Below are 11661 nucleotides of genomic sequence, written 5' to 3'. Positions count from 1 at the left end.
GTACGAACTCAGACTTAACTCGAATGATTGTAAAAACGAAGGAGCCAATGATGAAAATTACTCAGTACGCACAAGGACATGCATGTTGGGTTGAACTCGCAAGCCACGATTGGCAAGCTGCTAAGACATTCTACCAAGCGTTATTTGGTTGGGATTCAGTTGACATGCCAATCCCAGAAGGTCATTTTTCGCTATTCAATTTAGCGGGGGATGATTTAGGTGCCATGTACCAAATCCCCGAGTCAGAGTCGCAGATCCCTAGCCATTGGCGTGTCTACTTTGCCGTTGATGATATGGATGCCAGCATTGCAGCGATTCAAGATGCGGGCGGCCAAGTGCACATGGGGCCGCATATTGTGGCTGACGCGGGCGTGATGGCGCAGGTGAGCGATCCACAAGGCGCACGTTTTGCGCTGTGGCAAGCGAAGAATCATATCGGTGCTCGCCGTCAGGGTGAACTCAATACCCTTTGCTGGGTTGAGCTGGCATGTAAAGAACCACGCGCTGAAGAAGCCTTTTACTGCAAAATATTCCCTTGGACTAACTCGCCCAGCGACATGCCGGACATCGAATACTCTGAGTGGCAAGTTGACGGCCAATCCATCGGCGGCATGATGACCATCATGCCAGAATGGGGCGACATCTCTCCCCATTGGTTGCTTTATTTTGCAGTAGTCGATTGCGATGCATTTGCAGAAAAAGCCCAAGCGTTAGGCGCGCAAGTGTGCATTCCGCCCAGTGATATCCCCGATGTGGGCAGATTCTCTGTAATAGCCGACGCCCAAGGTGCCACCTTTGCGGTGATCAAGCTTAATCAGATGTAAGCCGTAGCTATCTTTATCCGCAGCAGTGAATTTAATGCTGACGATCTAAAGCGATAGGTTTAGAGGCTAAGTTTAAAGAGGCTAGGTTTAAAGATATGGGGTCTACAACAACTAGGTACGCCAGAGCGCACCTAGTTGTTAAATTGCCGCTGAGCTTATTATGTTCTCTGTTCTAGCCTTCATTAAACTCCTCATAAAACTTCTATTACACTCTGAATTCACTGACTAAATTATCTAGTTGATGACCCAGTTTGAGTAAGTCGTTCGCCGAGCTCGCTGTTTGATTCACGCCGCCTAAGGTACGATTGGCACTTTCACTCACGCTGTTAATCGAAATATTGATCTCTTCGACAACCGTCGACTGTTGTTCGGCGGCGTGGGCCATTTGTGAGACTGAGTGGCTGATTGACATGACCATATCCGTTATCGTCGATAGCGCGGCCTCAACCTTAGTCACTTGGATCACGGTTGTACTTGTGGCTTCGCGGCTTTGTCCCATCATAGTGGTCGCCGAGCTTGATCTGTTTTGCAGCGTTTGAATAATCTGCTGAATTTGCTTGGTCGATTCCTGTGTCCGACTGGCAAGTGAACGCACTTCATCGGCAACCACGGCAAAACCGCGTCCTTGCTCGCCCGCCCGCGCAGCCTCGATGGCGGCATTGAGCGCGAGTAAATTGGTTTGTTCGGCAATCGCACGAATTACATCGAGCACTTCACCTATCTTGTCGCTGTCATTCCTTAACAGTTCTATGGTGTTTGCTGAAGCTTCTACTTTTTCCGCTAATTCCTTCATCGAATGGGTGGCATTAGCGACAATTTCACGGCCGGAGAGGGATTGTTCCCGCGCTTCTTCGGACAGCTTGTTGGCAGTATCAGCACTGGCGGCCACTTCTATGGCGCTTGCTGCCATTTCGGTTATCGCGGAGGCAACCTGTTGAGTCTCATTTTGCTGCGAGCTCATATCTTTGGTCGCGCTATGGGTGACACTGCTGAGTTGAGTCGACGCGCTAACCAGTTGCACTGTGGTGTTTTTTACTTGTGAGACTAACACTTGGATACGCACCACGAAGCGATTGAAATTTTTGGCTAATTGAGTCAATTCATCATGGCCATTTTCAGGTAATCTTTGAGTTAAGTCGGCCTCTCCATCAGCAATTTCATTGAGTAGTGTGACGACTTCACGAATGCTGCTCAGCAGACTTTGCGTCACAATGAAGGTTATCAGGGCGGCCATAAGGATGGCGATAATCAGGATGATACTGATGAAAGTGATTTTTTGACTGACTTCCTGAGCCGCTTTATCGCCCGCATCAGACAGTGATTTCATCGTGCTATCTTGCAAGTCGGAGGTCATTTCAGCCATTTCAATACCAATCTTATCAAGCTCTACGATAGCGGTATTGCGATTATTTATGGCTTCGACAACGGACTGAGCCGCTTGCTCATATTCTTTAAGGAGTTGATTTGCCTGTTTGACTTGGGATTGATATTCGAGATTTTCGAGTGACGCGGCAAGCTCGTCTATCGCCAGGTGGGTTTTGTTGAGTTCATCTGTGAATCTTTTGGCTTGTTCAGGTTGATTATCGACTAAAAACTTCACCACATAGAGTCTTACTAACAGCAGTTCCCTCAAGGTTTTACCGGCATAAAATGCGCCCCTGACATCCCCGTCATTAAAGGAAGATTGCATGATTTGTGATAGTATTTTTTCAACCTCAGGCCCTTTAATATCAAGCGTTCCTGAAACTAATCTTTCTCTATTTTGCTGATTAACAATTATTTTTCGATTAAAAATGTCAACATATTCGACTTGGTGCTCGCCGATTTGATTGATGAATTTGATTCTTTCAGGGAAGGAAATGTGCGCTTTAGCTTTTGCAATCATCTCGTGGGCTTTACTACTCTGATTGCTAAAATCTGTGGCGGCTTCTGCTGATCCCGTTTTGACATAGGTCTTTACTGCTAAACGAAGTCGATAAATTTCCTGTAATAAGTTGCTGGTGATCGCACTCTCAGGAGCAAGATCTTCAGTGACTAGTCGCATTCTATTATCGATATCAGTTAGTGCGAAATAACTCGTGAGTCCAAGGGTGATAAGCATTGCCACGAGTAACACTGGCACTATGGCGAGTTTTTTAGTTAATGCGAGTTGGTTTATGGAGAACATGATTGCCCCGAGCTAAAAATGTCTTCCATGGCATTGGTGGATACGATAGAGCCTCTCTATCGCGAGATCTATTTGAGTATAGGTGAGTTATTTCAATGACAAGCTAATGCGGCCGAACATAAACTTTGTTTAATGTAAGTTCGTTGCAACCTTAGGGTGTGAATGGGGTGAAGCGAAATATCTTGTTGGTATTGTATTTATAGTATTGAATTGAAAGTAAATTTATCAGTTTATTTTTGGGCTATGGACATTGTCTAAAACCGAGTTGCTGCGGCGAGCTATCCGTTGGTGATTGAATTTGACGGCCGAATTGGGCCGTCATCACTCTTAAGCATTTGCGGGTTTAGAATATTTAATTAGCATTATCAATCATGATTGTCTCAGGGCAGGAGCCTCTGCCTGCCTTGTTAGCCTTGGCGAGTAGGCTAGGCAAGGAGTCTGAGGCTTTAATGACCTCGGGCAAATTAATGCGGATTTCACTCAGTAATCCCTTGCCACATTCTAGGCTCATTTTAGCGTGAGCACCTTGACCGAAACTGCTATCAAAACTTTGGTTTAACTCACTTTTACTGACACTCTTACCTATGTTGTCATGAATAAATTTTTGTACCCATGCCGAGGCATTGACCGCTTGGGTTAGCTGGGTTGCCAATAAAAAGTACTCGTTAGGGTCTTGGCTACGGCAAGTGCCGTGTTTCCACCATTCGTGGCGTTCTAAACAGGTGCCATATTGGGCGCTTGGCATGACTTCTTCTAAATTTTTGCGCACCGATGGGTTAAGTTCAAGCTCAGGATAAGTACAGAAATCATTCGGCTGCAGTTTGACTGTGCTGCAATAGCCATAACGTGTGCCGCATTGTTGTCTATTCGGCCACAGCCCGTGCAGGCTGAAGTGTTGCCACTGGCTCGATTCTGGCGTTTGGCTGAGGGCGCGGCATTCGGCTTTACGGCGGCCATAGAGTTCACAAAAGGTGCTTTGCCAGCTTAATGCCAGCACGTTGGTGTCAAATTCACCGCCGATTCGGCATTGATCTCCTTGACTTTTTTCTGGTGTGCCATGCTCTTTAAGGCCGTCTCGGCTTTTGGCTTTGATATCCGATGCCGTAGTGGTTTGCGCGGGTTCTACCGCCGTTGCAGGTGTCGATACATTACTGCCTGCAACATTGGAAAGATACTGACCACAAGCGCCACTGATCCACCGCATGGGAGACTTCACTGCGTTGGTGCGCACTCGCAGCCAATCAGGTTTGGCGCTGTTGCCGAGGATTTCGAGTACCGGATAGCGCTCACCAATATTGCTCTGCCATTGATCTGGATTCGTCTGCTTATTTTTCGATTGAAATAGCTCACAGCGTTTATCGGCAACGAACTCACCGGTTGCGGGCGCGGCAAAGGCAGGTGCTGCTGAAATGATTAGCGCAGCGCATAAACCGAACGCCGCAAGTAACGTACGCGATAGGCTTTTAAGGGAAAGTGCTTGCGGCCATATCCGGCGGATGGTCAAACAAAATGGCTTGGTCATGTGATGGAATCCTTTCTGCTGCAGTAAGTCGGGTCAATCCTGTGGTGCGCTAAGTTAATGGTACACATAAGCGTTATAAACTAAGAGGCTTATTTTACTCAGAGTGTTGTGTGGCACTGCTGCTAAATTAGATTTTTAATCTGATTGAATGAAAAATCCCCTCAAACCTTAATAGCTTGAGGGGATTTTTATGGGTGCTCTCTTGTCGTTAACTTACGTGCGCAGGATCTTTCTTTAATTTACGCGAGTAAATCAGTAGATAGAGTGCGGGTAGGACAAATAGCGACAGTATGGGCGCTGTGACCATGCCGCCGACCATAGGCGCGGCGATTTTCTGCATCACATCGTTACCCGAACCCGCACCCCACATTATGGGCAGTAGGCCGAAGAAGATGGTTGCCACTGTCATCGCTTTGGGGCGGATCCGCATAACGGCGCCTTCAATCAAGGCTTCTTTCAAGTCATTGACGCTGTGGTAATTATCTTTTTCTTGCCTGTGTTTGATGGCGTTATTGAGATACACCAACATCACCACTCCAAACTCGGCGGCGACACCCGCTAAGGCAATCATACCGACAGCGACGGCCACTGATATGTTGTAATCCAGCAGATATAACAGCCAAGTGCTGCCGACCAGTGCGAAGGGGAGGCTGAGCATAATAATGCTGGCCTGAATGGTGGAGCCGAAGGTCATCATCAGTAGGATGAAGATCACGGCTAATGCCATAGGGATCACTTGTTTAAGCTTAGCATCGACCCTTTGCATATATTCGTACTGGCCCGCAAAGCTATAGCTGTAACGGGGCGGGACAACGAGTTCGGCGTCTAAGGCCGTTTTCGCGGTGGCGATATACTCACCGATAGAGGTGCCCTCGATATCGATAAACACCCAAGAGATTAAGCGGCCATTCTCACTCTTTAACATAGGCGCGCCATCGTTAATTTCGATGTCGGCCAAGTTACGTAGCGGCAGATAATGCCCCGACTTAGTGATCACGGGTAGCTCGCGCAGTTTCTCGATGTTGTCGCGTAGTTCACGGGGATAACGCAGGTTGATTGGATAACGTTCGGCACCTTGTACTGACTCGCCAATGTCCATACCGCCAATGGCGTAACGCACCACATCTTGAATATCCTGCAACGTCATACCGTAACGTGCGGCCACATCCAGTTTCGGACTTATATCGATATAACGGCCGCCGCCACTGCGTTCGGCGTAGGCCGACTTGGTGTGTGGCACTTTGCTTAAGATAGCTTCAATCTTAGTGCCAATGCTTTGCAGTTCGTTGACATCAGCCCCGGTGATCTTAATGCCGACAGGGGTTTTGATCCCCGTCGAGAGCATGTCGATACGGGTTTTGATGGGTTGCACCCAAGCATTGGTGAGTCCCGGTACTTTTACGGTTTGCTGTAGCTGGGCAATAATGCCATCTAAGGTCATGCCTTCACGCCATTCGTCATGGGGTTTAAGCATGATAGTGGTTTCAAGCATGGTCAGCGGCGCGGGATCGGTCGCGGTTTCGGCGCGGCCTACTTTGCCAAACACGCGGGCCACTTCGGGCACGGTTTTGATTAAACGGTCGGTTTGCTGTAACACTTCGGCGGCCTTGCTGGCACTGATGCCGGGCAACGCCGTTGGCATGTAGAGCAAATCGCCTTCTTCGAGTGCGGGCATAAACTCGCTGCCCATGCGGGTCATAGGATACCAAGCGCTGGCCAGCGCGATTAACGCTAACATCAGGGTGACTTTAGGGAATTTCAGCACCAATTTTAGTGAAGGTTGATAAATCGCGATCAAGAAACGGCTGATGGGATTGCTACGTTCGCTGGGGATTTTACCGCGAATAAAGTAACCCATCAAAATCGGCACTAAGGTAATAGATAAAAATGCCGCCGCTGCCATGGCGAAGGTTTTAGTGTAGGCCAGTGGCGCGAATAATCGACCTTCCTGCGCCTCGAGCGCAAACACAGGTACAAAGCTTAAGGTGATAATAATCAATGAGAAAAATAGTGCTGGGCCGACTTCAATCGACGCTTCGGTGACGATACGCCAATGCTCTTTCGTATCGGGTTCGCGATCATGATCCGCTTTAAAATGCTCTAAATGTTTGTGCAAGTTTTCGATCATCACAATCGCGCCATCCACCACGGCGCCGATGGCAATGGCGATGCCGCCAAGGCTCATGATATTGGCGTTAACACCCATCTTGTTCATCACGATAAAGGCGATAAGGATGGATAGCGGCAGGGTGATCACGGCCACGAGTGTGGAGCGCGCATGCAGTAAAAACAGCAAGCAGACTAAGCCGACCACCAACATTTCTTCGACGACCTTGCTAAACAAGTTGTCGACGGACTTAAGGATCAAGTGGGATCTGTCATAGGTTGGGATAATCTCAACCCCATCGGGCAGGCCAGCTTTGAGTTCTTCGAGTTTTGCTTTCACTGCATCAATTGTCGCTAAGGCGTTTTCGCCGTAACGCATCACCACAATACCGCCAACGACTTCACCTTCACCGTCGAGTTCTGCTATGCCGCGGCGTGAAGCTGGGCCTTTACGCACAGTGGCAACATCTTTGAGGGTTAAACCTGTGCCAGAAGGACTGGTGATGCCAAGGGGGATTTCACGAAAATCCTCTAGCGTCTGGCGATAGCCTTTGGCGCGCACCATGTATTCGGCTTCGGCCATTTCGATCACTGAGCCGCCTGCTTCGCTGTTGGCTTTGTCTATCGCTTGTTTAATGGTGGCGATATCGAGTTTATAGATCGCCATTTTATCGGGCTCAAGCACTATCTGATAGGTTTGCTCCATGCCGCCAACGGTGGCGACTTCAGACACGCCCGCCACGCTTTGCAGCTCTAGCTTGAGATACCAATCCTGCAAACTCTTGAGTTGCGATAAATCTAAATTGCCGGAGCGATCGACCAGCGCATATTCATACACCCAACCGACACCAGACGCATCTGGGCCGAGGGAAGGTTGCACATTTTGCGGTAAACGGCTGCTGATCTGACTCAGGTATTCGAGCACCCGTGAGCGAGCCCAGTAAATGTCGGTACCATCTTCAAAAATGACATACACGTAAGAGTCGCCGAACATGGAATAACCACGCACGGTTTTAGCACCAGGTACGGCTAACATGGCGGTCGACAAGGGATAAGTCACTTGTTCCTCAACCAATTTTGGCGCTTGACCCGGATAAGGGGTTTTAATGATCACTTGCACATCGGATAAATCCGGCAGCGCATCGAGCGGCGTTTTCCGCAGCTCCTGTACGCCCCAAACAGTGATCATGATGGCGATAATCAACACCATAAATCGCTGCCTGATGGACGCCTCGATAATATATTTCAACATAACGCGCTCCTAGTGCTGATGACCGCTGCTTAAACGCATTAAACTGCCCTTGAGGCTGGCTTCAGAGTCGAGTAAAAATTGCCCCGAAATCACCACACGTTCACCTTCATTCAGGCCTGAAATAATCTCGGCCTTACCTTGGCTCATCATGCCGACGGTTACGGCCTTGGCGGTAAAGCTGTCGTCGGTTTGCTTGACGATCACGCGGTTTTCTTTGCCCGTTTGAATTAAAGCTTCCTGCGGGATCACTAGCACATCTTTATTCGGGCCACCGAATAGTGAGACTTTGGCGAGGGTTTTAGGTCTTAAATCTACCTCGGTATTGTTGAGCACTACTCGTACTCGCAGGCTGCGAGTGACAGGATCAAGCTCAGGGTAGATGTAATCGATCGTGCCTTCGATGCCGCTGATATTCATGGCGGGAACGGCAATTTCGGCCTTCTGACCTTTGGCAATCCAGCTTTGCTCGTTCTCAAAGACGTCGGCAATCACCCAGACTTTAGAGAGATCCACCACAGACATGACTTCGGTCGACGGCTGAATATACATGCCATCGCGAATGTCGAGAGCCTTCACTATGCCGTCTTCTTTGGCGTAGAAAGGTACCCGATATTGGGTTTGATGTGACTCGGCTAATTGCTTGATTTGCCTGTCGTTAAAACCAAGGAAGGATAAGCGTAAGCCCGCATTGCGCACCAAATCTTTGTAGCGGCCTTGGCCGTTTGCTTTAGCGGTGTCCATCGCGAGCAGGTAGTCATCTTGGGCGTTGATTAAATCGGGGGAATAGATCTCGTAGATCAGTTGATCTTTCTTAACGGTGTCGCCCACGGATTTGATCATCAGTTTTTCAATCCAGCCAGTAACGCGGGCATGGATATGGGTGATTTGGCTTTCGTCATAGTCGATTTGACCGACGGTTTCGACAAATTTCCACAGTGTGTCGCGTTCAACCTTGGCCACCTTTAACGCCAACGCTTGCTGCATGCTGCCGGATACATTGATGTTGATTTCTTGGGTATTGCCGCCCGTTTCGACCTTTTCTAAGTTCATACCGCAGATAGGGCAAGTGCCGGGTACGTCACTGATAATGTGGGCATGCATAGGGCAAACGTACTTGATTGTTGTCACATGATTTTGGGCTTTAACTAAACTGTCGGCCTTAGGTGTTGGGGTATCGAATACCTGACTCGAAGCTTTGGCGGCAGAGGTTTGCCCATGCTCAGAGGCTTGGTGATCTGCGACTTGATGCTGTGCATGCTCGGCCGCAGGATTCGCGGCATCGAGTTTCTCAACTAAAAACATATTGCACTTAGGGCAGCGACCGGGCTCATGGCTGAGCACTTCGGGATGCATAGGGCAAGTGTAGGTTTTCACTTGATTTAACGGATTATTCTTAGGCGCAGTTGCAGAATTTACTGCCGCTTCGGTCGCCGTGGGCTCTTGTGTGTTAGCCAGTTGGGCATGGCTCAACCAAGGCGTACTGATGAGTAAGCTACTCAAGATCAGTACGGCCTTAGGGGCCAGCTTTTTTACTGTATTAAATTGGTCCATATGCCTCATCTCCAGCCTAGCTTAGTGGTGTTCGTGCGCGTTGTGCATCGTACCTTCAGCCGTTTTTACTTCCGTCGCCTTTGGCTCTAAGTCCATGCCACATTTAGGGCAAGTATCGCCTTTATTGCCAGTCACTTCGGGGTGCATAGGGCAAACATAGGTTTGTGCTTGTTGCTGAGGATTTACATTGTCGTGTTGATGTTCGTGCGGCGCAGCCGTGGCAAACACGCTAGTGCTGCTCAGCAAGAATGCGATTAAGGCGAGATTAGTTAGTGTTTTCATATTATTCACTCCATCGGATTAACGGCCGAATATGAGCGCATAAACGTCTGTGAGCACAGTGGTTCAAAGCGGTTCGCTTCGATAGACGGATTGATGCCACAACTTGGCATTCGGCTCAGTTAACAACGTTTTGCTAGACTCGGGTGCACGATTTAACGATAAGGCACCACAATAAACGGCTAAATTTGGCGTTAGCTTAGGGCTAACTGGATTGTCGTTTTAGCTTGGCTTCTTGAGGGCGATTTGCCCATTAAGCGCAAAGTAGGCCTAGGCTATCGGAGGTTTAAAGGCCGAAGACAAAGAGATCGAGTGGAAATGAGGCATAGGAGTGGCCATTGCAGTATCGCTCATGCTCACACTGGGCCAGAGGTGTGGGCTGAATAGAGTGCCAGCGACTGAAATCGTCAAACAATGACCACAATCATTTGAACATGATGTGGTGCCATCACAGCAATGCTGTTTCGCGCCGGGAAGCATTTTATCGTTGCAGCAATCCGCGTTGGCCATTGAATGTGAGTCAGAAGGGTTCTCTGTGTTCATCTGCGTCATGGCAGCATGGTGCATTTGGGGGGAAGCTTCATGATTCATCGCACTCATATCCATAGTGTGTGGCACCATGGCGTGACCATTAGACACAACACTTTGCCCGACGAGTGCGAGTAAAGTGAACATGACTAAAAAGTAACGACCGAGTGTGTGATGCATAAGTATTCCAAATGATGAACGGCTCGAGTCTAGCATAGAGGCATTATGCTGTAATGATTTAACTCACATTTCAGCACATGCCTCAGATTAAATATTTAACTCGTCTAAATTAGAAAGCGGGATTGCTGACTAACATTTTCGCCATTAGTTGGCTGTGGCTTTGCAGTGGATATTCGCCCGCTTTATCACCATTAATACTGAGTTGAATCGTTGGGTATTTAATAAATTGGCGCGCTTCAGCTTCAGTCATTATTTTGGGCTGGGTGATTTGGTAACTATCACTCGCCTTCACATCCAACACTAAGTAAAGCGGCGCTGATTTAACCCAGTTGCCACTATCATCGGCGCGATAATCAAATATATCCTGATATTTTAGCTCGAGCAGTACTTTCCCGGCGGAGAGTTGGATGGGTTTAAAGGGCGTCGCTGGCACACCATTGATACTGATAACACTGAGCGCATCTGTGCTTTTTAAGCTGGCGGCTGTAACTGTGGTGCTACTTAATAAGGCGCCGATAACGAAAGTTAGGCCTAGTAAGCTTTTGTTCAATAAAGTGGTTTTCATAATAAACTCCAAAAATTCTCTGTACCTCGTTGCGGTGCGGATATGCAGCGGCGCAATCAAAGGTGTTTAGTCGGTTTTACGTTGTAAAAAACGATAGACGTTACAGCGAATTGGAGGTGGGAGGCGGCGTAGTGAGTCCAAGATCGGCAGTTTGCATCGCCCAGCCTTGGATGGCAATACGCTTGCTTGCTGGGTTGGCGAAGGCCAGTTCTAGTACTGCAGGCTCAAGGTAAAGTGATGATAGGCAATGGGTTTGACAATGACTTGTCATACTATCTTGGCAGTGTTGCAAGCAATCGGATGCAGAACAATCTGGCATGGTGCAGTTCATTTCTGCATCCATCATCAGCATGGTTTGACTGCTGTGGCCATTGGTGTTGGCTAAAGTTGGCATAGCACTCACCATCGCCGATTGGGCGATTAGCGAAAATAACACTGCTATGGTGATCCAAAATTTAGCCATGATAACTCGGAAAATTGATTGCTTACCCTTAGAGACCTTAGTCAACCCGATAAAGTTTCATATCGCGTTCAATTTTTAATTTCTAATGATTTATTTCCTGGCCACTTCTAATAATTAGGGGCTGTTGATCTTTCGAGAGTGATTTTTAGACAGCATGGCAAGACGTTATAATTTGCTTCGCCAAAAGTAACCATAACCTCAAGCCATGCCAAGACTTATGCTAA

The 11661-nt window shown here is 48.2% G+C and carries 9 protein-coding genes; 1 reads left to right on the top strand and 8 read right to left on the bottom strand.

Annotated features, from left to right (window positions below; genetic code table 11):
• Positions 1–50 precede the first annotated feature (50 nt).
• On the top strand, positions 51–824 hold the full coding sequence (locus tag KV201_RS13850; protein WP_226059723.1) for a VOC family protein: 774 nt from the start codon (positions 51–53) through the stop codon (positions 822–824).
• A gap of 205 nt (positions 825–1029) precedes the next feature.
• On the opposite strand, the gene KV201_RS13845 is transcribed toward KV201_RS13850, so the two are convergent.
• The 8 genes from KV201_RS13845 to KV201_RS13810 form a co-directional block, all read right to left on the bottom strand.
• The gene (locus KV201_RS13845; RefSeq protein WP_226059662.1) at positions 1030–2991 is read right to left on the bottom strand and encodes a methyl-accepting chemotaxis protein; all 1962 of its coding nucleotides are present in this window, start codon (positions 2989–2991) and stop codon (positions 1030–1032) included.
• Between the two features lie 352 nt (positions 2992–3343).
• On the bottom strand, positions 3344–4513 hold the full coding sequence (locus tag KV201_RS13840) for a ribonuclease T2 (protein ID WP_226059661.1): 1170 nt from the start codon (positions 4511–4513) through the stop codon (positions 3344–3346).
• Between the two features lie 208 nt (positions 4514–4721).
• The gene (locus KV201_RS13835) at positions 4722–7871 is read right to left on the bottom strand and encodes an efflux RND transporter permease subunit (protein WP_226059660.1); all 3150 of its coding nucleotides are present in this window, start codon (positions 7869–7871) and stop codon (positions 4722–4724) included.
• A 9-nt stretch (positions 7872–7880) separates the two neighbouring features.
• Entirely contained in the window at positions 7881–9422 is a 1542-nt protein-coding gene (locus tag KV201_RS13830; RefSeq protein WP_226059659.1) for an efflux RND transporter periplasmic adaptor subunit, read from the bottom strand.
• A gap of 21 nt (positions 9423–9443) precedes the next feature.
• Positions 9444–9704 (bottom strand): heavy metal-binding domain-containing protein, encoded by a 261-nt coding sequence (locus tag KV201_RS13825; protein ID WP_226059658.1) that lies wholly within the window; start codon positions 9702–9704, stop codon positions 9444–9446.
• 267 nt (positions 9705–9971) lie between these two features.
• Complete coding sequence (locus tag KV201_RS13820; protein ID WP_006084606.1) at positions 9972–10409, bottom strand: hypothetical protein; 438 nt, start codon at positions 10407–10409, stop codon at positions 9972–9974.
• A 109-nt stretch (positions 10410–10518) separates the two neighbouring features.
• Positions 10519–10974, bottom strand: coding sequence for a DUF2057 family protein (locus KV201_RS13815; protein WP_107402915.1), 456 nt, complete (start codon positions 10972–10974; stop codon positions 10519–10521).
• Positions 10975–11074: 100 nt separating this feature from the next.
• Entirely contained in the window at positions 11075–11437 is a 363-nt protein-coding gene (locus tag KV201_RS13810; protein ID WP_226059657.1) for a hypothetical protein, read from the bottom strand.
• Positions 11438–11661 lie beyond the last annotated feature (224 nt).

Source organism: Shewanella sp. SR1 (assembly GCF_020447145.1).
GTDB classification, from domain to species: domain Bacteria; phylum Pseudomonadota; class Gammaproteobacteria; order Enterobacterales; family Shewanellaceae; genus Shewanella; species Shewanella baltica.
The sequence above is the reverse complement of the archived record's forward strand: the minus strand, read 5'-3'. Positions and strand labels throughout refer to the sequence as shown.

What these genes read in the sequence shown, in the direction of transcription:
- KV201_RS13810 (WP_226059657.1), bottom strand. Translation starts at nt 11,437, where the DNA reads ATGGCTAAATTTTGGATCACCATAGCAGTGTTATTTTCGCTAATCGCC.
- KV201_RS13820 (WP_006084606.1), bottom strand. Translation starts at nt 10,409, where the DNA reads ATGCATCACACACTCGGTCGTTACTTTTTAGTCATGTTCACTTTACTC.
- KV201_RS13845 (WP_226059662.1), bottom strand. Translation starts at nt 2,991, where the DNA reads ATGTTCTCCATAAACCAACTCGCATTAACTAAAAAACTCGCCATAGTG.
- KV201_RS13850 (WP_226059723.1), top strand. Translation starts at nt 51, where the DNA reads ATGAAAATTACTCAGTACGCACAAGGACATGCATGTTGGGTTGAACTC.
- KV201_RS13815 (WP_107402915.1), bottom strand. Translation starts at nt 10,974, where the DNA reads ATGAAAACCACTTTATTGAACAAAAGCTTACTAGGCCTAACTTTCGTT.
- KV201_RS13825 (WP_226059658.1), bottom strand. Translation starts at nt 9,704, where the DNA reads ATGAAAACACTAACTAATCTCGCCTTAATCGCATTCTTGCTGAGCAGC.
- KV201_RS13835 (WP_226059660.1), bottom strand. Translation starts at nt 7,871, where the DNA reads ATGTTGAAATATATTATCGAGGCGTCCATCAGGCAGCGATTTATGGTG.
- KV201_RS13830 (WP_226059659.1), bottom strand. Translation starts at nt 9,422, where the DNA reads ATGGACCAATTTAATACAGTAAAAAAGCTGGCCCCTAAGGCCGTACTG.
- KV201_RS13840 (WP_226059661.1), bottom strand. Translation starts at nt 4,513, where the DNA reads ATGACCAAGCCATTTTGTTTGACCATCCGCCGGATATGGCCGCAAGCA.